Below are 21,566 nucleotides of genomic sequence, written 5' to 3'. Positions count from 1 at the left end.
GCAGGGTGTGTAAGCGCTGTGAGGCGTTGAGCTAACCTGTACTAATTGCCCGTGAGGCTTAACCATACAACACCCAAGGGGTTTTGGTGGACTCAAAGAAGTGCATTGAATGTGTAGAGAATGAAAACAGCTTTCCGAATTAACCAAATTTGCTTGGCGACCATAGCGTTTTGGACCCACCTGATTCCATGCCGAACTCAGAAGTGAAACGAAACAGCGTCGATGGTAGTGTGGGGTCTCCCCATGTGAGAGTAGAACATCGCCAGGCTTTAATACTTGTGTTTAGACCTAAGGTCTGAAGACAGAAACTCAATAAAGCAGCCAATCAGACTTTATCGAGTAACAAGACAATGTGGAGCGGTAGTTCAGTTGGTTAGAATACCGGCCTGTCACGCCGGGGGTCGCGGGTTCGAGTCCCGTCCGCTCCGCCACTGATAAGAGTCCCTAGCAGCAATGCTGGGGATTTTTTTGTTGTTCGTTATTAATACGAAAGAAAAGCAGACAGCGGATAAGTTTAATTGAATAGAATGCCAGCCTGTCACGCCGGGGGGCGCGCCTGTTTTTAATAGCAGGGAGTCCCGTCCGCTCCACTGATAGAGTCCCAAAATAAACCTTATTCTAAGTATTGTTTAATGCTGTTGGTTAGGTAAAATGCGGCTAGGTGATGATGTTCCACCTAGCAGTTATGCTAAACCGCTTTTCAAGCTGATGACGTCTGTACATGCAATGAGATAACAAGATAAGTTCTTGTTGTGTCTGTGTACAGCTCATTTGGCTCATCACAGAATCATTGCGTTTTATCCCTTTTGTTAAGAGTGAAGCAATGATGCACACCTCAAAGAACCAATTTTATCCTCACACCGTTTATTGCTTATTATTCAGTATTATAAAGTTAACGCTTTTTAAAGACGCTTAATCAGTGTTTCGCTACGTTATTTACATTAATCACGACTATTATTATGCCTGTTATCTATTTAGTTAGCGCTGAATCTCGTTATTGAATGATGATCGGTGGAAGTGAAGCAAATCATTATTAAATGATTTGTACATCATTGGGAGCATAAATTTTGTCTATCAAATCTCTGGATCATTTACCTCACGTTGTACTACAAACATTACGTTGGACATTGCTAGTTACCCCATTAGCAATTTTAGTCGGCTTGATGAATGCTTTTTTCTTATGGGCTTTGGAAGTTGCGACTCAGACTCGTGTCGATAACCCGCATTTAATTTATGGGCTTCCTATTGCTGGTTTAGGATTAGTATTTTTTTATCGCCAGTGGGGAGGTATTTCCGAGCGTGGTAATAATCTGATTATCGACCAAATTCATCAATCGAATGAGAAAATTCCTTTTCGGATGAGTGTTTTTGTACTCGTTGCGACGGTAGTTACTCATCTATTTGGTGGCTCTGCGGGACGGGAAGGTACGGCGGTGCAAATTGGCGGCGCGGTATCAGCTTGGTTTAGTCGCGTGTTTAAACTGGATGAATCTGATCAACGCTCTATATTGGTTGCAGGAATTGCCGCGGGGTTTGGTTCGGTGTTTGGCACCCCGATTGCGGGAGCTATTTTTGCCGTGGAAGTCCTGTCAGTCGGTAGGATTAAATATCAAGCATTACTACCGGCATTGATTGCTGCGGTTTTAGCGGATGTGGTATGCAGTGCGGTAGGGGCTCATCATACGCACTACAATATCGGCTTTGCCCAGTTCAATAGTTTGTTTGAGCATCCTATATCGATTGATTTTATTTTAACTGGCAAGATATTGATTGCTGGCGTGATATTTGGCTTAGTGGGTTTATTGTTTAGTGAACTAACATCAGGCTTGAAAGCTTGGTTTCTACGTAGGTTACGCAATCCTTATTTAATTGTATTTTGTGGTGGTTTGTTAGTGATTGCTATCGTTAAGTTAATTGGTAACTATGATTATATTGGTATTGGTGTTTATCCTATACGTGAAGGTGGAGTGAGCATCACTTCTGCATTTGAGGCCGGTGGCGCTGAATGGAATAGCTGGATATTAAAATTGATTTTAACGGCAATAACTTTAGCTGCTGGCTTTAAAGGTGGCGAAGTTACTCCCTTATTCTTTATTGGAGCCACACTAGGTAATTTCCTTGCATGGGTAATGGGGGCACCGGTTGAGCTGTTCGCTGCGCTAGGCTTTTTAGCGGTGTTTGCCGCCGCCGCCAATACTCCTCTAGCTTGCATTATTATGGGGGTTGAGTTGTTTGGGGCTGATCATCTGATCTACTTTGCTTTAGTTTGTTTTATTGCTTATTACGCCAGTGGTCATACTGGTATTTATGGTTCACAACGTATTGCGGTGGCTAAACGTATTTCTCCTTATCAACCACCTAAAATAGACCAAACCGTCGCTCAGGCGATGGCGAGTAAAAAGAATAAGCAATAACTGTTAACTATTTTGCTGTTATCACTAGATTGCTAAATTTATATAATCTTGTATGCTAGTTTTCACTTGTCGGAGTGCCATATGGCTGAGACCGTTTATTCGGGATCCGTTGAACCTGATCAGGCTAATACCTGCGAAGGGAACAAGAGAAGACAATTTGTGGTGTCTTATTGTAACCCTATCTACACACCACTGATCTGTTGATCCCCTCTTGTTGCATCTTTCCGTCAAGCATTATCCCTAATGAATAACACAGGAAAATGCTATGTCGATTCGTAAACAAGCGAGACTGGAAGCAAAACAGTTTATTGATTCACTTTCAGTTCAACCTTACCCCAATTCTAATAAAGTTTATATTCAAGGCTCGAAACCAGATATTCGTGTACCGATGCGCGAAATTACTTTGGCTGATAGCTTGATTGGTGGCACTAAACAAGCACCGATCTATTCAGCAAATCAACCCATCCCTGTTTATGACACCTCAGGTGTCTATACCGATCCAAACTATACGATCAATTTAAAGCATGGCTTACCTAAGCTGCGTGATTCATGGATTGCAGAGCGTGGTGATATTGAAACGCTACCGGTGATGAGTTCAGAGTTTGCCCGTCAGCGCTTAGCCGATGAAACTCTCGATGAGCTGAGATATGGTCAGCTGCCTGATATTCGACGAGCCAAAGCGGGTAAACGCGTCACTCAGTTACATTATGCCAAACAAGGAGTGATTACTCCTGAGATGGAGTTTATCGCCTTACGTGAAAATATGGGGCGACGAGAGTATCAAGATCAGCAGCTGAATCATCAGCACCCAGGTGAAAACTTTGGTGCTCATTTACCGGCTGAAATTAGCGCTGAATTTGTCCGTCAAGAGGTCGCGGCTGGACGAGCGATCATTCCTTGTAATATCAATCATCCTGAATCTGAACCCATGATCATCGGCCGCAACTTTTTAGTCAAAGTGAACGCGAATATCGGTAATTCTTCAGTGAGCTCTTCTATTGAAGAAGAGGTGGAGAAGTTGGTTTGGGCCACCCGTTGGGGGGCAGATACGGTAATGGACTTATCCACTGGACGTAACATTCATGAAACTCGGGAGTGGATTTTACGTAATAGTCCAGTACCTATAGGCACTGTTCCTATGTATCAAGCGTTAGAAAAGGTTAACGGCGTTGCTGAAAATCTGACCTGGCAGGTGATGCGCGATACCTTGTTAGAGCAAGCGGAGCAGGGGGTTGACTATTTTACCATTCATGCTGGCGTGCTGTTGCGTTATGTACCGATGACCGCAAAACGTGTTACTGGGATTGTCTCCCGTGGCGGCTCTATCATTGCCAAATGGTGCCTTGCCCATCACCAAGAAAATTTCTTATATACCCATTTTCGTGAGATTTGCGAGATTTGTGCTCAATATGATATTTCCTTATCGCTTGGTGACGGTTTACGTCCTGGATCGATTGCTGATGCCAATGATGAGGCGCAATTTGCCGAACTAAGGACCCTTGGTGAGTTGACTAAAATTGCTTGGGAGTATGATGTTCAGGTGATGATCGAAGGGCCTGGCCATGTACCGATGCATATGATTAAAGCCAATATGGACGAGCAACTTAAGCATTGTCATGAAGCGCCTTTTTATACCTTAGGCCCTTTAACCACCGATATTGCACCGGGTTATGATCATATCACGTCAGGAATTGGTGCGGCGATGATAGGCTGGTTTGGTTGCGCCATGCTGTGCTATGTGACGCCCAAAGAGCATTTAGGGTTACCGAATAAAGAAGACGTAAAAACCGGCTTAATTACCTATAAGTTGGCAGCTCATGCGGCGGATTTAGCGAAAGGTCATCCCGGTGCTCAGGTAAGAGATAATGCGTTATCGAAGGCTCGTTTTGAATTTCGTTGGCAAGACCAATTCAACTTATCGCTTGATCCGATCACTGCTAAAGCTTTTCATGACGAAACTTTACCGCAAGAATCTGGCAAAGTTGCTCATTTCTGCTCAATGTGTGGTCCTAAATTTTGCTCGATGAAGATCTCTCAAGAAGTGAGAGAGTACGCTAACGATGCACAGCAAGTGGCGGCGGATCAGGCTATTTCGGTGACTATGCTGGAAAGTCCTTTACAAGGCATGCAGCAAAAATCGCAAGAGTTTCGAGCCTCCGGTTCGCAGTTGTATCATCCAGCGGTGACAGCGGAGGAATAAAGCGTGAAACTATTAATCCCTGCTCATTGTATTGAGTTAACGGGAGCCGTTCAGCAAGCATTATTGCTTGCTAAGCAGCAAGGTTTTGCGATCGAATCGATTGAGTTGGGCGTTAGTCCAACCCAATCGATGCAGCTGCTTGGCCAGCATCGTTACTCGTTGCAGACGGATCTCTTTCCTTCTTTCTCAGGCTCAGAGCCATCACGGCAAAACTTGGCATCTATTGCCATTGGCTATCAGTCGAGTAAGAGCGATAGTGATATTGATAACCTAGACTCAGCCACCGTGTTGATTGGCGCTGCCTATCAAGGTCAGCAAAGGGATATTTGTCGACACACCGATGGTAAATTAATGTTCCTATCGGGGGCGATGTTATCTCCAGCTCAGGCTTGGCATCATTTAGCGTGGTTGGTCGCGGCACTATGTTTGGAATTTGCCCTTGAAGATGCTTTATGCATCGCTAGGGCTGCGCTGAATGTTTCACGTGAAACATGGCCAAAGGATTATGGGCATTTCCCAGCAGTGCAGTCCTGCTTGATCGAAGAAACTGAAAAAACAGTAGCGTTTAGCTTTCCTTCACTGGCTAAACAGAGCTTAGGTCTTTATCCGGTGGTGGATAATATCGCTTGGGTAGAATCCTTGCTTAAGCTCGGCATAAACACACTTCAGCTACGGATAAAAAATCCTCAGCAAGTTGATTTAGAACAGCAAATTGTTCGTGCGATTGAATTGGGCCGTCAATATCAAGCTCAGGTCTTTATTAATGATTATTGGCCATTGGCGCTTAAGCATGGTGCATTTGGTGTTCACTTGGGACAAGAAGATCTACAAACAGCGGATCTTGATGCTTTAGCTAAGGCTAACATCCACTTAGGGTTATCAACCCATGGTTACTTTGAATTACTGACCGCGTTAAAAATCAGGCCGAGTTATATCGCATTAGGGCATATCTTTCCTACCACAACCAAGCAAATGCCTTCACGTCCTCAGGGGGTGGTACGTTTGGCGCTATACCAGCAGTTAGTAGATAGCAGTACCGACTATCGATATTTAGTGCCAGCCTCAGCTCTCGATCAACAACTCACTATAGAACGAGACAGTACCATTAAGGGAGAGTTACCAACGGTAGCGATCGGGGGTATTGATTTAACCAATATTCAATCGGTAGTGGAATGTGGCGTTGCCAGTGTTGCCGTCGTGCGTGCCATTACTGAGGCCGATGATGTACACGCCGCAGTTAAGCATCTCCAAGCTCAACTAGCCAGTAAGCCGCAGGAGCAAAAGCTATCAACTCAGGAGGTGGCCGATGTTAACGGATAAGCAATTTTTACGTTATCAACGTCAGATTTGTTTGCCTGATATTGCTGAGCAAGGGCAAATCACATTGCTCGCTAGCAAGGTGTTGATTATTGGTTGTGGCGGTTTAGGTAATGCGGTAGGCCAATATCTTGCCGCTGCAGGGGTTGGTCAACTGGTCCTAGCTGATGACGATACGGTGGAAGTCTCTAACTTATCTCGGCAAATCGCTTTTCAAACTCAACAAGTAGGCATGTCGAAAGTCTCTGCTTTACAGCAATCTCTACAGCGCTTAAACCCTGAAGTACGCATCCGTTGCGTCAATCGGCGGATGGATGAGGCGCTATTAAATATAGAAGTACCGATGGCCGATGTTGTTGTCGACTGTAGTGATAATAGTGTCACGCGCTTTGCGATAAACCAAGTTTGTCTCCAGCATGGCGCTGTACTTATTTCTGGCTCAGCGATTGGTTGGCAAGGTCAATGTATCGCGTTTAATTTTCGTCAGCCACATACCGCTTGCTATCGTTGTCTAGTGGCTGAGCATAACTCAGCGCGTAATTGCAGTGATAGTGGGGTAATTGGACCGGTCGTAGGCATGATAGGTAATCTACAAGCCTTAATGACCTTACAAGTCTTGCTCGATATTGGCTCGGTTAAATATCAACAGCTGCACTATTTTGATGGACACAACTTAAGTTGGCAGCAATGGCGACTAGCGGCTGATCCTCACTGTCCGGTGTGTCATTCAGCATCTTCAACAGCAACGTCATCTTTTGCTGATCATTTTCACCAAGAGGAGATTACCTAATGACCATCTCTGTGACTATTAATCAACAGCTGCAGCAATTAGCACAACCGATCACCATTGCTGAATTACAACAGCAATTACAGTTACCCACCGTGGGCAGTGTATTTGCGCTTAATGATGGCATTATTCCCCAAGGTTTATGGGAGCAAACCATAGTTAACGACGGTGACACGATTGCCATATTTCAAGCCATCGCAGGAGGTTAATGATGTTAACTATTGCAGGAACTCAGTTTCAATCACGACTATTAACTGGCACTGGCAAGTTTGCCAATCGCCACACCATGGCAGCAGCGATAGCCGCTAGCCAATCGCAGTTGGTGACGATGGCTTTAAAGCGAGTCGATTTACAGCATCGTGAGGATGACATTCTCGCGCCCTTGATCGCTGCTGGTATTCAGCTATTGCCCAATACTTCAGGAGCGAAAACCGCCCGTGAAGCGATTTATGCTGCCCATCTTGCTCGAGAGGCGCTGCAAACGAATTGGCTTAAACTGGAAATCCACCCAGATCCGAAATATTTAATGCCCGATCCGATCGAAACTTTACTGGCCTCTGAACAATTAGTGAAAGAGGGATTTATTGTTTTACCTTATTGCCACGCCGACCCTGTGTTATGTAAACGCTTGGAAGAGGTGGGGTGCGCGGCGGTCATGCCATTAGGAGCGCCTATAGGTAGTAATCAGGGGTTAAGAACGCAAGACTTTCTAAAGATCATCCTTGAACAAGCCAATGTGCCAGTAATTATTGATGCCGGCATTGGTGCCCCTTCTGATGCGATGTTAGCGATGGAAATGGGCGCCGATGCGGTATTAGTCAATACAGCGATTGCGACTGCCGCTGATCCCGTTTTGATGGGGCAGGCTTTTAAGCAAGCGGTCGAAACCGGACGCTTAGCTTATCAAGCAGGATTAGCCGCTCGTGGTCAACAAGCGGTGGCCTCAAGTCCGTTGACCGCTTTTTTGGATTGATACTATGAGCTTTCTAAATCGCTTTGTTGAACTTAATTGGGATGATATTAAGCTGTCCATATACAGCAAGACAACTACAGATGTCGAGCGGGCGTTAGCCAAGCCAGTTAGAACATTAACCGATTTCCAGGCCTTGCTATCACCAGCCGCTGAGCCATACCTTGAGCAGATGGCTCAGCTGTCTTATGCTGCTACTCGCCAACGCTTCGGCCATACGATGGGCTTGTATGTGCCGCTGTATCTATCGAACTTGTGTGCCAATAGTTGCAGCTATTGTGGTTTTTCGATGGAAAATCGTATCAAGCGGAAAACGCTGGATGCTGATGAGATAGAGCGAGAAATTAATGCTATTAAAGCAATGAACTTCGATAGTGTGTTATTGGTAACGGGTGAGCATGAAAATAAAGTCGGCATGAATTATTTTCGGCAAATGTTACCGTTAATTAAGTCCGCTTTTCATCATGTGGCAATGGAGGTGCAGCCGTTAGCACAAGCGGAATATGCGGAATTAAAAAGCTTAGGTTTAGATGCGGTGATGGTTTATCAGGAGACGTATCATCCTTCTACTTATGCTCAGCATCATTTACGTGGCAAGAAAACGGATTTTGAATTTAGGTTAGCGACTCCCGATCGCCTTGCTAAAGCTGGGATTGATAAAATCGGGTTAGGGGCTTTAATTGGTCTGGATGATTGGCGTACGGAAAGTTTTTATGTCGCAGCACATCTCGATTATTTAGAGAAGACCTATTGGCAAAGTCGCTATTCTATTTCATTTCCACGTTTACGTCCTTGTGCGGGAGTGGTGCCTCCCAAGTCACTGATGACAGATAAACAGTTGGTGCAGTTAATTTGTGCTTTTCGTTTATTTAATTCGCAGGTTGAGTTATCGCTCTCTACTCGTGAATCGGCTGAATTTCGCGATCATGCTATGTTGCTTGGTATCACCAGTATGTCGGCAGCTTCGAAAACCCAACCGGGAGGGTATGCGGATAATAAACCAGAATTGGAGCAATTTTCGATCAGTGATCAGCGAAGCGCGGCAGAGGTGGCGACTATTATTGAAGCTCGTGGACTTGCTGCGGTATGGCAAGACTGGCACTCGGTGTATTCTGGAGGGTATGTTTCACGTGAAACATTAACCAGTAAGAGTTTGTCATCACTTTGACGGATGCTTTGACACTTGAAGCTTAGTTAACTTAAAACTTAGTTAATATGTGTCTTTTAAGCTAAAAGCAATTCTCAAACGAAGCTTATTAAGTTGTTGAGATAAAGCACCAAGGTAATGAATAACTTTCTTGGTGCTTTTTTCATTTATTAGATAAGTAAGCCTGTTAACTGATAGCGATGAGTCACAAAGCGATTAAGCGGCTTGATGATATTTACCTAATAGCGCGTGATAAAAATCATCGTCATTTAGCGTACCAACAAGTTGCTGCTTATCGATGAGTAGGATAGGTAGACCGGTTTTGTAACGTATCTCTATCGCATCGCGCATACTGATTTCAGGGCTGGCCATCACTAAAGTGGTCGAGTTTAGTTCCGTGGTTGGCATTCCCGATTGCCAAGTCATCAGCTGTAATGAGGGTGGTTGATGATTAGTGCCAGTTAACTGCCAACCTTGTTCCTTATGTTCTAACCATAAATCACGTTGCGAGCAAACTTGCCAGCGTTGTTGATCTTGACTGAAAGAGGATGCGTCTTTCATTAACGAACGACCTTTCAGTACATTCAATGGATTGGTATGAGCGACGAAATCTTTGACGTATTGATTGGTAGGCGTTAACACAATCTCTTCTGGTGTACCATGTTGGATCAGCTCTCCTGATTCCATTATGGCAATATGGGTGCCGATTTTTAACGCTTCATCGAGATCATGGCTGACAAAGACGATGGTTTTATTGAGTTTCTTCTGTAAGCTTAATAGCTCATCTTGTAGCTGACTACGAATTAAAGGATCAAGAGCTGAGAATGGCTCATCCATTAATAGTATGTCGCTGTCCATGGCAAAGGCTCGGGCGAGTCCAACCCTTTGCTGCATTCCGCCTGAGAGTTCATGTGGGTATTTATCTTCCCACTCTTGTAGATCAACCATTTGTAGCTTTTCTCTGGCTTGCTGGCGACGTTGTTTTTTACCAACGCCCTGCATTTCTAAACCAAAAGCGACATTATCCAGCACGGTTAACCATGGCATTAAGGCGAACTTTTGAAATACCATCGAGACTTTATGCATTCTCAGTTGACGCAGTGTGGTTTGATTACAATCGGCTAGATTAATTGAATCCTGGCCATCTTGAACTTGTAGCGAACCACGAGACACCGAATTTAAGCCATTAATAGCGCGTAGCAAGCTTGATTTACCGGAACCAGACAGCCCCATGAGTACGCAAATTTCACCTTGTTCAACATCAAGGCTCACGTTATTCACGCCAACCACCGTGCCGGTTGCAGCATTAATTTCTTGGCGGGACTTGCCTTGATCGAGTAAATCCAATGCAGGTTGGGGATTGTCGCCAAAGACGACATCAAGGTTACGTATCGTGATCGCATTCATTAGCTGTTTTCCTTACGTTGCGGCGTTTTACATAAACGGTCAAGAATAATGGCAACCAATACAATGGCGAGACCGGCTTCAAAGCCTTGGGAAATATTAACCGTATTGAGGGCGCGAATGACGGGTTTACCAAGACCATCGGCACCGACTAAGGCTGCGATGACCACCATTGACAGCGAAAGCATAATACATTGGGTGATACCGGCCATGATACTGGGTAAAGCGGCGGGAAGTTCGACTTTAAACAACAGCTTCATTTTGCTAGCGCCAAAAGCTTTCCCTGCTTCAAGCAGCTCTTCTGGAACTCGTGTTACCCCTAAATAGGTCAGACGAATCGGGGCGGCAATGGCAAAAATAATCGTTGAGATCAGCCCCGGCACAATGCCAAGACCGAATAAAACTAGGGTCGGGATCAGGTAGACAAACGTTGGTACGGTTTGCATCAAATCAAGAATCGGTCTCAATAGGGTGTATAGCCAAGCTCGATGAGCAGCCATAATACCAATTGGTACGCCAATTAATACGGAAATCGTTGTTGCGGCAAACACCAAAACAAAGGTTTCCAGCATTTCTTGCCAGTAGCCAAGGTTAAGAATCAGTAGTAATGAAGCAATGATGAAAATGACCAGAGAGAAGCTGCGATGTAGCCACCAAGCCAAAGCGGCCGTGATCAAAATGGGAGCGGCTGGTGGCATGGCTTTAAATAGATCAATTAACAATAAAATACTACTTTCTAATACAAAAGCGATCACATCAAAAAATCGTTCTCCATGAATAGTCAGCCAGTCAACAAACGACTCCATCCATTGTCCGAGAGGAATTTTGTGTTCAGTAATCATAAGCATAGTTCCTTATTCACTTGGCGATGGCCGGTGAAGCTATCGCCACGCGAGGGGTAAAAATTAGCGAGATAAATATAGGTTTACAGCGGCAAGAGCTGGTTGGCCGTCAATGGTGGTTACATTGTTGAGCCAGCGGCTTAGTGTTTCAGGATTCGCTTGTAGCCATTGCTGAGCCGCTTGTTCAGGGGATTGATTTTGGTTGAGGATAGCATCCATTAACTCATTCTCACTTTCTAAGCTAAAGACGAGGTTAGTTAAGAAATTACCCACGTTTTCACATTCATTAAGGTAGTTTTGACGCACGTTAGTGTGAACACTTGCCCCACCGTAATTAGGACCAAAGTAATCATCACCACCACTTAAATAAACCATATCAACCATAGTATTCATTGGATGTGGTTCCCAGCCAAGAAAAGCCACCCATTGTTGACGACGTACAGAGCGTTGAATTTGTGAGAGCATGCCCGCTTCGCTCGATTCAACAATCGAAAACTCACCGAGGCCATAGGCGTCATCTTCAATCATAGACAGCAAGGTGCGATTGCCGTCATTGCCAGGCTCTAAGCCAAGGATTCGATTACGGAATTTATCACTGTGTTTGGCGAGATCGGCAAAAGAGGTAATACCTGCATCATAGACATACTGAGGGACGGCTAGGGTATACTTTGCGCCTTCTAGGTTAGCACGTACGGTTTCAACGGTCCCTGCTTCACGGTAACGGGCGATGTCGGCTTCCATGGTTGGCATCCAGTTGCCAAGGAATACGTCAATATCTCCATTAGCCATCGAAGAGTAGGTCACGGGTACGGAGAGTAATTGAGTGCGAGTCTGATAACCGAGTCCTTGCAGGATTTCACTTGCTACGGCGGTGGTGGCGGTAATATCTGTCCAGCCGACATCGGCAAAGCGAACCGTTTGACATTGGTTAGCATAAGCATTGAATGATAATGCAGCGACGGAGAGATAGGTGGTCATTTTAAGCATAATGTTTCCTTGTCATTGAACTATTTTCCTGAGAAGTTGAGCGTTCCATTGGTCGAATGGCTGCTCGGCTACGCTGTTTATTATGCCAACTGTCTGCAATCCACACAGGCGCGGATTCAGCAGGTAACAGCGATTTATTGAGGATCATATCAGCGGCACGTTCGGCAACCATGATTGTCGGAGCATTCAAATTACCGTTCGGTATGGTGGGGAAGATCGATGAATCGACAACTCTTAGCCCTTGAATACCAAACACTCGGCACTGGTTATCCACTACAGCCATGGCATCGTCAGCTGAGCCCATTTTGCAGCTACAAGAGGGGTGATAGGCACTCTCAACATTTTGTTTAACCCAATGATCAATCGCTTCATCGCTGCTAATGGATAAACCGGGTTGAATCTCTTCACCACGATAGTCATCTAATGCGGGCTGCGCGAGTAACTCACGGGTTAAGCGAATGCAATCTCGCCAATCTTGAATATCTTGTTGGTGTGATAAATAACGGAACAGAATCGCTGGCTTTTGCTTTGGATCGCTGGAGCGAATCCAAACCCGGCCGCGACTGTGTGGTTTATTGGGACCAACATGCACTTGAAAGCCATGACCATCAAACGCGGTTTGGCCATCGTAACGCATCGCGGCTGGTAAAAAGTGGTATTGAATATTTGGCCATTTGAGTCCAGCGCGTGAGCGAATAAAGCCACAAGATTCAAAATGGTTGGTTGCCCCTAGGCCTTGTTTAGTCAAGATCCACTGGGTGCCGATTATCCCTTTGCTGATTAAACCGAGTTTGCTGTTTAACGTGATTGGTTGTTGGCAGCGATACTGAAAATAAACTTCTAAGTGATCTTGCAGGTTTTCACCCACGCCGGGTAGTTCGTGTTGCACCTTAATGCCAGCACTCTCTAATACATCACGAGGGCCAATCCCCGATAATTGCAGTAATTGTACGGAACCAATTGAGCCAGCGCTGGAAATGACCTCTTGATTAGCAAACGCCACTTGGGTTTGGCCGCCTTTTTCAAATTCGACGCCAATCGCGCGTTTATCTTTGAGTAGTACTTTACGCGTCAGTACGCCTTTAAGCAGGGTTAAGTTAGGTCGAGCTAAAGCACGTTTTAAATAGGCATTGGCGGTTGAAGCGCGCACTCCGTTCTTAACCGTCATGTGCATTGGCCCAAAACCTTCTTGTTGGTAGCCATTGTAATCATCGGTTTTCGGGTAGCCGGCTTGTTCGCCAGCATCGATGAAGGCTTGGTAAAGTGGGTTGAGCGTCATCTCGTTACCGTTGCAGGTCGCCACTGGACCGTCACCGCCTCGATAGGTATCCGCTCCTTGACTCCATGATTCGGCACGTTTGAAGTAGGGTAAACATGAGGCGTAACCCCAGCCTTGTGCTCCGTGCTGTTGCCACTCATCAAAGTCGCAAGCATGGCCTCTGACATAAACCATGCCGTTGATGGAAGAGCTGCCCCCTAAGACCTTGCCGCGTGGACAATGCAGTTGTCGGCCATCGAGTCCGGGTTCGGCGAGAGATTCAAATTGCCAAGCGTATTTAGCGCTGTTCATCGGATAAGACAGGGCGGTTGGCATTTGGATAAAAATGCTTTTATCACTGCCGCCGGCTTCAAGTAATAACACCGAGTTATCTGGATGTTCACTTAATCGATCCGCTAACACACATCCTGCTGATCCGGCACCGATAATAATATAGTCATAATGCTGTTTCATGATCACTCCTTAAGCATAAGGGCCGACGAAGTCATCGAGTTCGATTAACACGCTTTTGGTTTGGGTATAGTGAGATAAGGTTTCGATACCATTCTCTCTTCCTACGCCCGATAGTTTGTAACCACCGACAGGCATTTGCGCTGGAGAGTCTCCCCATGTATTGATCCAGCAAATACCGGCTTGTAGCTGGTGGATAACACGATGAGCGCGAGAAAGGTTTTGGGTAAACACCCCAGCGGCTAAGCCGTAATCGGTGTTATTAGCCCGTTGAATAACTTCTTGTTCATCCACAAAGCTCAGTACCGCCATTACTGGGCCAAAGATCTCCTGTTGGACAAAGGCCATTTCATCGTCACAATCGATAAACACAGTAGGGGCAACAAAGTAACCGTTGGCGCATGAACCTTCTGTGACCGCTTTTCCACCGGTGAGCAGGGTGGCTCCACTTTGTTTGGCGCTGTCTATCGCTGACAGCACTTTGTCAAAATGTTGTTGAGAGATCAGCGAGCCTACTTGAGTATTTGGATCCATCGGATCGCCAACAACCAGGGCTTCCGTGCGCGCTTTAAGTTGTTCAATAAATGCTGGATAAATGGATTGATGAACAAATACCCGAGTGCCGTGAGTACACACTTCGCCTTGGGTATAGAAATTAGCGGTCATCGCCGCTGAGACGGCTTGGTCGAGCTTAGCATCATCAAAAATGATCAAGGGGGATTTACCGCCCAGCTCCATGGTCACTGATTTTAACGTTTTAGCGCTATCGGCCATCACCGCTTTACCGGTTCCACTTTCCCCAGTGAAAGACACTTTTGCTATCTCAGGGTGAGCGGTGAGCATTTGTCCTACTCGGGCATCTCCTTGCACTACGTTGAACACGCCATCCGGTAAACCGGCTTGTGTAAAAATTTCGGCCAGTTTGAGTACGCTGAGCGGCGTTTCTTCTGATGGTTTAAAAATCATGGCATTACCCGCTGCTAAAGCGGGGGCTGATTTCCACATCGCAATTTGGATAGGATAGTTCCAGGCGCCAATCCCTGCGCAAATACCCAGCGGCTCTTTGCGGGTATAAAAGAATTGGCTGTTTGAGAGTGGTTGCTGCTCACCCTGCAGCGTTGGGGCTAGGCCGGCAAAGTACTCGATCACATCGGCGCCCGTGGTGATATCAACGGCAAGTGCTTCTTGAATCGGTTTGCCGGTGTCTTGGACTTCGAGTTTGGCTAACTCATCATTACGCTCACGGAGTATCGCGACCGCTTTTAACAAAATTCGGCTACGCTCGGTCGCGGTCATGGCTGACCAAATCGCAAATCCTCGTTGAGCGGAATCAATCGCCGCTTGCACGTCGCTGGTGCTAGCTTGACCTAAAATGGCCAGTGGCTCTCCGGTTGCGGGGTTGTAGCTGGTGAAAGTTTCTCCCGATGACGCATAGCAAAGCGCGCCATCGATATAAAGTGAAGCGATTTCCATATAAAGACCTATTGAGTAAGTGCTGCATGTTGAGCGAGTTGTTGTTGTAAGTAATCGTTAATTAAGTGCTGGGCTTGGTCGGCATTAATCCCGTTGGGATTAAGCGCACCACGTAGCCAGAAACCATCGATTAGAGCGGCGATGCCCTGCGCAACTCGTTGGGCATGAGCTTTGGGGAGTAATGCTTTGAGTTCAATGTGTAAATGAGAAATTAGCCGTTTTTCATTCACCCGTTGTAAACGGTTGAGTTGTGGGTCATGCATTGAATATGACCAGAAAGCTAACCAAGTTTTGACGACGTGACTTTGGGTTTGAAAGCCGGCGAAATTGGCTTGCACGATGGCATTAATTCGCGCTTGATGAGCGTCCTTTTTGAGTTTGCTTAACGCATTCGTCACGGTGAGTGAGTGCTCACGAAGGATAACGCGCATGGTTTCTTCTAATAAGCCGTGCTTACCACCAAAATAATGATTAATGATCCCGGTTGATACCCCAGCTTGGCGGCTGATCAAGGCAATGCTAGCAGCGTGTAATCCAACTTGTTCAATCACCGTCATGGTGGCCTGTACGAGTTGTGGTTTTCGTATGTCAGGCATTCCAATCTTAGGCATTAACACTCCCTGTTATCTTTAATTGAACGATTAGTTAACAATAACTTTACTCAAATAATCGTTAGATCTCAAACTATTATTTTTGTTTTACATAGAGGGGTGGTAAGAATTGGTTTTATTTTTGCTTTTAAATCAAATGGTTATTTTATTTTTTTGTTTGTTGAGTTTTTATTAATAATTAGAGGTGTTTTAGTCTATTGAAGTGTTTATATCCATCCTACTTGAAGCTGCACTCCACGTTGTTTGGCGATAGATAAGAGATGAGTATAAAAAATCCCTTAACCAAGAGGTTAAGGGATTAAAATGAAAGCTTAGCCGAGAGAATAGAACACGAAGCAAATTGGTGTAACCAGAGTGGTTGGTTTCAGCGTTCAGACTGGTTGACACTCGGATTTATCCGCTTATAGAGTGAGTGGCTTTTTCTAACCAGAGTTTCACCTCGCCCTCGACCAGTGGGCTAATGTCGCGCCACACCTTCTGGTGGTAGTCATTAAGCCAAGCAATCTCATGCGCGGCTAACAGGCTAAAATCAATCACTCTTGTATCGATTGGGCAACGAGTCAGCGCTTCAAAGCCAAGCATGTTTTTATCCCCTTGGGTTGGGATCTCAACCACTAACTCAAGATTTTCAATCCGAATGCCAAACTCGTCAGCTCGGTAATAACCAGGCTCGTTAGACAGCACCATACCAGGACGTAAAGCGACGGGGTTATGGACTTTGCTGATCCGTTGTGGCCCTTCATGGACACTTAAAAAGTGTCCGACACCATGGCCTGTACCGTGATCGTAATCGTAGCCTTCGGCCCATAAATATTGGCGTGCAAGCGCATCCAGTTGATGGCCGCAAGTCCCTGCTGGAAAGCGAGCTTGAGCTAAGGCGATATGCCCTTTAAGCACGAGCGTAAACTGGTGTTTCATCTCTGCGCTTGGCTGACCAATCGCAATGGTACGCGTGATATCGGTAGTACCGTCGAGATATTGACCGCCTGAATCAACTAAGTACAAACTATTTAAACTAAGCTCACCGGGCTGCGGCTGATTGAGGTGATTATAGTGACACATTGCCGCATTACTGCCAGCGGCAGAAATCGTATCAAAGCTAAGATCGGCCAGTGTTGGGTCTTGAGCGCGGAAAGCGTAAAGTTGGTCGGCTAACTGGGCTTCATTGTAGAGACGACCAGCGGCGACCTCATGGTCTAGCCAAGCGAGAAATTTACTCATCGCCACCCCATCACGGATATGACAGGCTTTCATTCCTGCTACTTCCGTTGGGTTTTTGGCCGCTTTGGGCAGTAAGCATGGATCGCTATCATTGATCAGCTTGGCGCCAGCATTTTGTAATACCAGCGTAAACCACGCATTACTGGTGTTCGGGTCGAGCATCACTGTGCGGTCAGTAAGTTGTTCTAATCTGGATGGTAAGTGGTCCGGATGATGGACACGTACGCCTGCGCCGACGTGTTGATTAAAGCCGCTCGCTAAACGTGCTGGGTCGAAGAAAAAATCAACGCTCGCATCAGCATGAATGATCGCGTGTGAGAGCAAAACCGGCAGGCGAGCCACATCGAGTCCACGAATATTTAATAGCCAGCAAATAGAATCCAGCTCAGTAAGAATTGCGCAGTCGGCTTTTTTAGCCTGCAATAGATTAGCAATGGATTCGCGTTTTGTCTGACAATCTATCCCTACTTGATCCACGGACATCAAGCGCATGGCCGAGGTCACTGGTGCTGGGCGATCATGCCACAAGCAATCAATCGGGTTTTCGGTTATTGCCACTAGTGTATATTCACCAGCTAACCGTTGTTGAGCGCTGGTTAACCAGCTTGCTCGATGCATTCTTGGGTCATAACCGATTTTACTGCCTTTAGGGAGCTGTTCGGTGATCCATTGCAAATAAGGCTCTTCAATTAAATGGCGATATTGAAAAATGTCGCCAGGTACTTGCTTAGGTACCTGCACTGTATAGCGGCCATCGGCGAAGATAGCGGCATTATCGTGTGTGATCACGGCGGCACCGGCCGAGCCAGTAAAGCCAGTAACCCACTCTAAGCGTTCGTTTTGAATCGGTACGTATTCACCGAGATACTCATCTTCGTGAGGGACAATCAGGGCATCTAAGCCTTGTTGAATCAGCCAATGGCGCAGTCCAGTAATACGTTGAGCAATGGGGTGTGACATGAGGGTAATCCTTGTTAACGGTCCTTGATAAAGGCTCATGGCGAGTGAAAGCCAGAGATAATATAAGCTACCTCTTTTGCTATAGGGGTGCAAATCTGTCTGATTTCGCTCATTAGGTAAGCCTTAATTGGTTCGCTTTCTGAACTTATCTCCGCTCGCTATTCAGCACCATAACCGTGTTGGCGAAGATGGGTGGTTTTGCTGTCGATAATTTGTCGTAACCAACTGAGCGCAGGGTCGTCTTCTCGATCACGGTGCCAAAAGAGTGTGTAAGCCATCGGTGGAAATTCTAATGGGATGGGGAGGACCACCAGATTCATCTGCCGAGCAATCATGTAAGTAAAGTGTCGCGGGGCGGTAAACACAAAGTCAGTATAAGTGCATAAGCTAGCAGCACTATTAAAATCGGGTACTGTGATAGCAATGTCTCGTTCTAAGCCGACATCAGCGAGTCGATAGTCGAGTAACCAACGATCGTTGCCATCACAACGCACTTGAACGTGGCGTAAAGAGAGGTAACTATCCAAATTCCATGTACGTTGCAATACGGGATGATCTTGGCGAACGGCACACATCTGGGTATCGCGAAAAACTTCCTGCTCACAAATGTCTTTCGGAGGCAGCATGGTTAGGCGTGCATCATTAATATCGATGTCTTTGCCTGTGATCCCTAAATCTAATTCGCCGAGTTGTAATTTTTTGAAGGTTTGATCGCTCCACGCATGAGTACTGATATTCAGTTTCGGTCCCTGACTAAAAATAGCCGGTAAGACGTGGGGCAGAATTAGCGAGTACACACTTTCTACCGCCGCAATGTGAAAGCGATATTCACTCGATTGGGGATCAAACACTTCCGGCTGGTTAATTAACTCTAACTGATTGACCAAAATATCCAATTTAGGTTTAAGAAATAAGGATTTAGGTGTGGGTTTTAATCCATATGAGTGACGAATAAACAACGGATCATCAAATTGAATACGCAATTTGGCCAGTGATTTACTGACTGCCGATTGACTAAGACAGAGTCGACTTGCAGTACGGGTCACGCTGAGCTCTTCGATCAATACTTTTAAACAAACCAATAAATTGAGGTCGAGGCGCGCTAAGCTTTCAATCTTCATCTGTTTTTCCATTTTGGAATAATGGTGATGATTATACGCCATTTCTATTCATATCTGTTTGCCGTTATGATAAGTACCTCTTAATTTATACCCTTATTGATGTGGAATACTTCCGTGAACGTGACTGCTTTACCGACACCAAGTCGCTTGCAAATGGTGCTACTGACCCTGTTAGTGCTGTTTAGCCCTTTGGCGATTGATATTTATTTACCTGCTTTACCGAAAATTGCCCAAACGTTTCACGTGGAACATGCATTAGCACAAGATACGATCACTTGGTTTTTATTTGCGATGGGCGTCGGACAACTGTTCGCTGGACCCCTCGCAGATAAATATGGACGTCGAACTGTTGCATTAGTTGGAATCAGCATTTATACCTTGAGCGCTTTATTGGCGTGGAGTGCACAAAGTATTGAATGGATGCTGATTGCTCGGTTGTTACAAGGCTTAGGTGCGTGCGCGACATCGGTAGCAGCCTTTGCAACAGTTCGCGATCTTTTTGGCCCAGAACGCAGTGGAAAAATGATCAGCTACTTAAATGGTGCGATCTGTTTTATTCCGGCATTGGCGCCTATTTTGGGCAGTTGGTTAACCCAGCAATTCGGCTGGCGCGCTAATTTTAGTTTCATGGCGGGTTTTGCGATGACGATTGGGTTGCTGATCCTGTTTAGTATGAAAGAAACCAACCCCACGACCGAAAAGCAAGCTTACTTTGCTTGGTCTCGTTACTGGTCAGTATTAAAAACCCCTTCGTTTCTGTTTCATGCGTCGTTATGTATGCTCGCGATGGCTGTGATCCTTGCTTATGTCGTTTCTGCGCCTTTAATACTGATGGATCGTTTAGGCCTGAGTATGAACCAGTTTACTTTTTGGTTTGGAATTAACGCGTTAGTGAATATTATCGCTTGCTTATCGGCTCCGAAAGTGATGGATCGGGTTGGTACGCATCGCACGTTGGTGTTGGGAATTATCGCCCTGCTGGTGGGTGGTAGCGTGATGGTGATGTTAGCTGAGGTTGCCACTGCATTAGCATTTATGTTGCCAATCTTTATTTCATCAATAGGCTTTGCATGGATTCTCGGTGCAGCAGCAGGCAAAGCGTTAGCTCCGTTTGGTGACCGAGCGGGTACCGCAGCCGCTTTATTAGGATTATTCCAAATGAGTGGTTCAGGTTTACTGGTTGGTACACTACAACGTTTAAGTTTTGAACCACAAATCTTGATAGCTTTGCATATGTGGTTGGTGGCTCCAGCACTGATCATTTTGTTTTCAAAAGTTGGTCGTCGTTGGCATCAATGGGTGCTCAATTCTTAATAGTTATCGGGTACGCTACAAGATAGGCGCTCAGAACATGCCATGTTTGGCCTGAAAATAGACAGGTTAGCTATTTTCTAAAGGGTGGAAGATGTGTATATTGTTCACTCTTACTTTTGAACGATATTTTTGGAATACGATACGATGTCAATGACCACTTATGAAATGGCTCGCATTTGGGAACAGCTGGATGAATCACCAGAAAAAGTGATGTTTGGCAAGTTGCTCAATGAACTGGGTAACCAAAGTAGTGAACGTATTCGTAGTGCAGCTAAGCAAGTACCGGTTCCTGTATTGCGTGACTTGGTTTATCAATTTGAACAGGTCATAGAGGCTCGCAAGGGAGAGCAAGTGGAATTGCTGGCCAAGCAACTTTCTGAGCAAGGCATTTCTGCGCAAGATCTGTTGAACTACCTCAATAAATAAACATCAGCACCGTTTATCATCAATCACCCCAATCGTTCAGGTTGGGGTGATTGCGTTTTAGGGATTGACGTTGCGGTTAATCGGGTTTTGCAACGAGATTAAGGTTTCGGTCGATTGCACTTCATCAATCGCTTGTAGCTTATCGATCAATACATACTGTAGCTCTTCAATCGATTTACACATTAATTTGACAAAAATATTGTAAGCGCCCGTCGTGTAGTAAGCTTCAACCACTTCTTCTAACGCATTCAACTTAGCCAGCGCAGAGTGATAATCACGAGCAGCGTTAAGATTAATGCCAATGAAACAACACACGTCGTAACCGAGTTTTTTGGTATTGACTACTACTTCAGTGCCTTGGATAACCTCGGCCGCTTTCATTTTCTCGATTCGCACATGAATCGTGGCGGGACTGACCGAAAATTGTTTGGCCATCTCAGCGTAAGGGGTGCGTGCGTCATCCATTAAAATTTTTAAAATGGCGCGATCTAAATCATCTAATTTTGTTGAAGCGGTTTGCATATCCATTCCTAAATTCAGCGTTAGGCGATGGGCCATCTGCCGTTGATAGACCCTTTGGGTTGAAGCGGTAGCGCTATGATTATCCGACTTATTGTATGAGCTAAATAGGTTGGCCTACAGC

The 21,566-nt window shown here is 45.6% G+C and carries 18 protein-coding genes, 1 tRNA gene, 1 rRNA gene and 2 riboswitches; of the genes, 11 read left to right on the top strand and 9 right to left on the bottom strand.

The annotated features are described in order from the left end of the window. The first annotated feature begins 152 nt into the window (after positions 1–152). The 9 genes from rrf (at position 153) to thiH (ending at position 8,856) form a co-directional block, all read left to right on the top strand. Positions 153–268, top strand: a 5S ribosomal RNA gene (gene rrf / locus FKN93_RS09335). An 86-nt stretch (positions 269–354) separates the two neighbouring features. Further along, positions 355–431: transfer RNA gene (locus FKN93_RS09330), tRNA-Asp, on the top strand. 220 nt (positions 432–651) lie between these two features. Next, positions 652–725: riboswitch (Fluoride riboswitch) on the top strand. 342 nt (positions 726–1,067) lie between these two features. After that, positions 1,068–2,414: a voltage-gated chloride channel family protein gene (locus FKN93_RS09325; protein ID WP_158137547.1), complete on the top strand. Its 1,347-nt coding sequence runs from the start codon at positions 1,068–1,070 to the stop codon at positions 2,412–2,414. 60 nt (positions 2,415–2,474) lie between these two features. Continuing rightward, positions 2,475–2,573, top strand: a riboswitch (TPP riboswitch). Between the two features lie 106 nt (positions 2,574–2,679). After that, a complete protein-coding gene (thiC, locus tag FKN93_RS09320; protein WP_249374169.1) occupies positions 2,680–4,614 on the top strand; it encodes a phosphomethylpyrimidine synthase ThiC in 1,935 nt (644 codons plus the stop codon). A 3-nt stretch (positions 4,615–4,617) separates the two neighbouring features. After that, complete coding sequence (thiE, locus tag FKN93_RS09315) at positions 4,618–5,934, top strand: thiamine phosphate synthase (RefSeq protein ID WP_170904974.1); 1,317 nt, start codon at positions 4,618–4,620, stop codon at positions 5,932–5,934. Continuing rightward, positions 5,921–6,721 carry a HesA/MoeB/ThiF family protein gene (locus FKN93_RS09310; RefSeq protein ID WP_170904973.1) on the top strand — a complete coding sequence of 267 codons (801 nt, stop codon included), beginning with the start codon at positions 5,921–5,923 and terminating at the stop codon, positions 6,719–6,721. The genes thiE and FKN93_RS09310 overlap by 14 nt, the downstream gene beginning before the upstream one ends. Then, the gene (gene thiS, locus FKN93_RS09305) at positions 6,721–6,927 is read left to right on the top strand and encodes a sulfur carrier protein ThiS (protein WP_004393834.1); all 207 of its coding nucleotides are present in this window, start codon (positions 6,721–6,723) and stop codon (positions 6,925–6,927) included. Before FKN93_RS09310 ends, thiS begins: the two co-directional genes overlap by 1 nt. 2 nt (positions 6,928–6,929) lie before the next feature. Beyond that, on the top strand, positions 6,930–7,691 hold the full coding sequence (locus tag FKN93_RS09300) for a thiazole synthase (protein WP_170904979.1): 762 nt from the start codon (positions 6,930–6,932) through the stop codon (positions 7,689–7,691). Positions 7,692–7,695: 4 nt separating this feature from the next. Then, on the top strand, positions 7,696–8,856 hold the full coding sequence (thiH, locus tag FKN93_RS09295; protein WP_170904972.1) for a 2-iminoacetate synthase ThiH: 1,161 nt from the start codon (positions 7,696–7,698) through the stop codon (positions 8,854–8,856). A gap of 195 nt (positions 8,857–9,051) precedes the next feature. On the opposite strand, the gene choV is transcribed toward thiH, so the two are convergent. The 8 genes from choV to FKN93_RS09255 form a co-directional block, all read right to left on the bottom strand. After that, positions 9,052–10,242 (bottom strand): choline ABC transporter ATP-binding protein, encoded by a 1,191-nt coding sequence (choV, locus tag FKN93_RS09290; protein WP_170904971.1) that lies wholly within the window; start codon positions 10,240–10,242, stop codon positions 9,052–9,054. Continuing rightward, entirely contained in the window at positions 10,242–11,087 is an 846-nt protein-coding gene (gene choW / locus FKN93_RS09285; protein ID WP_040903560.1) for a choline ABC transporter permease subunit, read from the bottom strand. The genes choV and choW overlap by 1 nt, the downstream gene beginning before the upstream one ends. Before the next feature lie 57 nt (positions 11,088–11,144). Further along, the gene (locus tag FKN93_RS09280; RefSeq protein ID WP_158144544.1) at positions 11,145–12,068 is read right to left on the bottom strand and encodes a choline ABC transporter substrate-binding protein; all 924 of its coding nucleotides are present in this window, start codon (positions 12,066–12,068) and stop codon (positions 11,145–11,147) included. Beyond that, positions 12,061–13,800 (bottom strand): choline dehydrogenase, encoded by a 1,740-nt coding sequence (gene betA / locus FKN93_RS09275; RefSeq protein ID WP_170904970.1) that lies wholly within the window; start codon positions 13,798–13,800, stop codon positions 12,061–12,063. The genes FKN93_RS09280 and betA overlap by 8 nt, the downstream gene beginning before the upstream one ends. Positions 13,801–13,809: 9 nt before the next feature. Further along, a complete protein-coding gene (betB, locus tag FKN93_RS09270) occupies positions 13,810–15,270 on the bottom strand; it encodes a betaine-aldehyde dehydrogenase (RefSeq protein ID WP_170904969.1) in 1,461 nt (486 codons plus the stop codon). Positions 15,271–15,278: 8 nt separating this feature from the next. Next, positions 15,279–15,881 (bottom strand): transcriptional regulator BetI, encoded by a 603-nt coding sequence (betI, locus tag FKN93_RS09265; protein WP_040903566.1) that lies wholly within the window; start codon positions 15,879–15,881, stop codon positions 15,279–15,281. A gap of 393 nt (positions 15,882–16,274) precedes the next feature. Continuing rightward, a complete protein-coding gene (locus FKN93_RS09260; protein ID WP_170904968.1) occupies positions 16,275–18,062 on the bottom strand; it encodes an aminopeptidase P family protein in 1,788 nt (595 codons plus the stop codon). Positions 18,063–18,220: 158 nt separating this feature from the next. Beyond that, entirely contained in the window at positions 18,221–19,183 is a 963-nt protein-coding gene (locus tag FKN93_RS09255) for a LysR substrate-binding domain-containing protein (protein ID WP_170904967.1), read from the bottom strand. A gap of 153 nt (positions 19,184–19,336) precedes the next feature. Between FKN93_RS09255 and FKN93_RS09250 the strand changes: the two genes are divergently transcribed. Then, positions 19,337–20,497, top strand: coding sequence for a multidrug effflux MFS transporter (locus FKN93_RS09250; protein WP_170904978.1), 1,161 nt, complete (start codon positions 19,337–19,339; stop codon positions 20,495–20,497). A gap of 144 nt (positions 20,498–20,641) precedes the next feature. Further along, a complete protein-coding gene (locus tag FKN93_RS09245; RefSeq protein WP_004393857.1) occupies positions 20,642–20,923 on the top strand; it encodes a hypothetical protein in 282 nt (93 codons plus the stop codon). Positions 20,924–20,980: 57 nt separating this feature from the next. Here FKN93_RS09245 and asnC read toward each other — a convergent pair whose 3' ends face one another. Then, complete coding sequence (gene asnC / locus FKN93_RS09240; RefSeq protein ID WP_004393858.1) at positions 20,981–21,445, bottom strand: transcriptional regulator AsnC; 465 nt, start codon at positions 21,443–21,445, stop codon at positions 20,981–20,983. Positions 21,446–21,566 lie beyond the last annotated feature (121 nt).

The sequence above is a fragment of the Vibrio sp. A8-1 genome (genome assembly GCF_013048685.1).
Lineage (GTDB): Bacteria > Pseudomonadota > Gammaproteobacteria > Enterobacterales > Vibrionaceae > Vibrio > Vibrio metschnikovii.
The sequence above is the reverse complement of the archived record's forward strand: the minus strand, read 5'-3'. Positions and strand labels throughout refer to the sequence as shown.

What these genes read in the sequence shown, in the direction of transcription:
- thiS (WP_004393834.1), top strand. Translation starts at nt 6,721, where the DNA reads ATGACCATCTCTGTGACTATTAATCAACAGCTGCAGCAATTAGCACAA.
- FKN93_RS09310 (WP_170904973.1), top strand. Translation starts at nt 5,921, where the DNA reads ATGTTAACGGATAAGCAATTTTTACGTTATCAACGTCAGATTTGTTTG.
- FKN93_RS09245 (WP_004393857.1), top strand. Translation starts at nt 20,642, where the DNA reads ATGTCAATGACCACTTATGAAATGGCTCGCATTTGGGAACAGCTGGAT.
- thiC (WP_249374169.1), top strand. Translation starts at nt 2,680, where the DNA reads ATGTCGATTCGTAAACAAGCGAGACTGGAAGCAAAACAGTTTATTGAT.
- FKN93_RS09250 (WP_170904978.1), top strand. Translation starts at nt 19,337, where the DNA reads ATGGTGCTACTGACCCTGTTAGTGCTGTTTAGCCCTTTGGCGATTGAT.
- FKN93_RS09260 (WP_170904968.1), bottom strand. Translation starts at nt 18,062, where the DNA reads ATGTCACACCCCATTGCTCAACGTATTACTGGACTGCGCCATTGGCTG.
- FKN93_RS09280 (WP_158144544.1), bottom strand. Translation starts at nt 12,068, where the DNA reads ATGCTTAAAATGACCACCTATCTCTCCGTCGCTGCATTATCATTCAAT.
- thiH (WP_170904972.1), top strand. Translation starts at nt 7,696, where the DNA reads ATGAGCTTTCTAAATCGCTTTGTTGAACTTAATTGGGATGATATTAAG.
- betB (WP_170904969.1), bottom strand. Translation starts at nt 15,270, where the DNA reads ATGGAAATCGCTTCACTTTATATCGATGGCGCGCTTTGCTATGCGTCA.
- betA (WP_170904970.1), bottom strand. Translation starts at nt 13,800, where the DNA reads ATGAAACAGCATTATGACTATATTATTATCGGTGCCGGATCAGCAGGA.
- betI (WP_040903566.1), bottom strand. Translation starts at nt 15,881, where the DNA reads ATGCCTAAGATTGGAATGCCTGACATACGAAAACCACAACTCGTACAG.
- choW (WP_040903560.1), bottom strand. Translation starts at nt 11,087, where the DNA reads ATGCTTATGATTACTGAACACAAAATTCCTCTCGGACAATGGATGGAG.
- FKN93_RS09255 (WP_170904967.1), bottom strand. Translation starts at nt 19,183, where the DNA reads ATGAAGATTGAAAGCTTAGCGCGCCTCGACCTCAATTTATTGGTTTGT.
- choV (WP_170904971.1), bottom strand. Translation starts at nt 10,242, where the DNA reads ATGAATGCGATCACGATACGTAACCTTGATGTCGTCTTTGGCGACAAT.
- FKN93_RS09300 (WP_170904979.1), top strand. Translation starts at nt 6,930, where the DNA reads ATGTTAACTATTGCAGGAACTCAGTTTCAATCACGACTATTAACTGGC.
- asnC (WP_004393858.1), bottom strand. Translation starts at nt 21,445, where the DNA reads ATGCAAACCGCTTCAACAAAATTAGATGATTTAGATCGCGCCATTTTA.